Here is a 2,210-nt window from a genome sequence, read left to right on the forward strand (position 1 = left end):
TGAAATGGCAGTATTTGAAGGTATGGTAAAAACCGGACCGAACAGATCAGACATGTATTATGACAAAGAAGATATCGCCAAATTCCTGAAAGAAGGCAAGAACACGATTGCCGTGCAGGTTGTCTACTTTGGTAAAAGCGGTTACGGATTCAAAGATTCCGGTAAGCCGGGCTTCTTATTTGACGCTGACTTTGGAGAAGGTGCACTGAAAGAAGGAACAAAAATTGTCAGCGATACCAGCTGGAAAGCAGTGAAAGATCCTGCTTATGGAAAGCATGATATGGATTCCAACTACAGGCTGGCGGAACCCAATATTATGTACGATGCCAATGCAGAACTGACAGGCTGGCAGGGAACAGAGTTTAACGATTCCAAATGGGAAAATGCCGTGATTCAGGCAAAAGCAGGAGAAGCTCCTTATAATGATCTTTGGGAACGTCCGATTCCCCAGCTGAAGGTGGATGATGTAGTGAGATACACCGCAGACGGTACAGATGGAACAGGTACCTGGAAAAAAGAATATATAGATTCTTCCGCAAATGATGTATTTACTGCATTGGAACTGCCGGATGAATACAACGTATCTTTAACATTTATGGTAGATCCTCTTTCAACAACAGGGTCAAATGCCCCATTTGCAGGTTCCATGGGACTTGCTGTTAATATGAAAGATGATAATAACTTTTATATGCCTCAGGTAAGTATGGCGGATTTAAATGGTATGCAAAGCAAGGATTATGCGAATTATAAACCTCATATTCATATTAATGGCGGATGGGATGTAAAAGGCCCATATGATATCAGCAGTTTAATTCCGGGAGACAAGCGTTTTAATACAAAGCACACCATGACTGTAAGCGTGGATGCTAACGGATTTGATGCGACTGTAGATGGCGCTGTTATGGAAAGAGTTAATACAACAGCATTAAAAGGCGGTTCCATTGGCTTTCGAAATGACAATATGGAAAAAGTACGTATTTACAGCCTGGAAGTAAAATCCGCAGATAACAGCACAGTGCTGTTCAAGGATAACTTTGATAAGGATAAGCTTGGAAAGCGTATGACACAGTTTAAGAAACTTTCCGGCGCTGTTGATCCTCAAATTAAAGAAGATGAAAATGGGGATCACTATTTATCTCAGACAAATGCAATCATTCAGGCAGGTACGGTAAAACTTGGAGAAGGTGTAAAACGCTACACCATCCGAAATGCAACAAATCTTCAGGGTACACCTTATCTCAAAGTGAAATCAGCAGCCGGCAAACGTATCGATATGTATACCGATACCTGGAAAGAGCCGGCAGGAAATGGAAACTCAGTGAGACATGCCTACATCACAAAAGATGGAGAACAGGAATTTGAAGCACTGGGATGGGTAAACGGATATGATGTTTACTTCGAAATTCCGGAATCAGTCGAAGTTTTGGAATTAGGATTCCGCCCGTCTACTTATAACACGGAACCGGTTGGCAGCTTCACAAGCGAGGATGAGGACTTAAACTTATTGTATAAAAAGTCTTATGATACCCTGTTAGTAACCATGAGAGACAACTACATGGACTGCCCGGACAGAGAAAGAGCACAGTGGTGGGGAGATGCCGTAAATGAAATGCAGATGGCATTCTACGCTATGGACAGCAACGCAGGACTTCTTTACAAAAAAGCATTAAACCAGGTACTTGGATGGAAGAATGCGGCAGGACAGCTGCCTACGACAGCTCCAAATGGAATTGATGCTATTTCCGAACTTCCAATGCAGGCACTGGCAGGGGTTATGTCCTTCTGGCAGTACTACATGTATTCCGGTGATGCGCAGCCTATGACTGACGGATACGATTCTTTATTGGCTTATCTGAAGCTTTGGAGCCTTGAATCGGATGGATTTGTATCCCACAGAGGCGGAACCTGGGACTGGATGGACTGGGGAAATAATCCGGATGGTAAAATTATAGAACAGGAATGGTATTACATAGCTGCGCAAAGTGTATTAAACATGGCCCAGACCCTGGGTAAACCAGCAGCAGATATTGAGTTCCTGGAAGATCGTATGTACAGCATTAAGTCTAAGTTTGATAAAGCATTCTGGGACAAATCGAAAAATGCTTATTACAGAAGTACCGGAAGCGGAAAAGCAGATGACCGTGCCAATGCTTTAGCAGTATATGCAGGACTTGCACCGGCAGGCCGTTATGCAGATATTGAAAAATTAC

At 43.0% G+C, this 2,210-nt stretch carries 1 protein-coding gene; it reads left to right on the top strand.

What is annotated here, in order from left to right; all coding sequences use genetic code 11:
• On the top strand, window positions 1-2,210 hold a 2,210-nt coding region (locus RHS_RS32385; protein WP_395023667.1), incomplete at both ends, for an alpha-L-rhamnosidase N-terminal domain-containing protein.

It is taken from the genome of Robinsoniella sp. RHS (assembly GCF_001029355.1).
Lineage (GTDB): Bacteria > Bacillota > Clostridia > Lachnospirales > Lachnospiraceae > Robinsoniella > Robinsoniella peoriensis.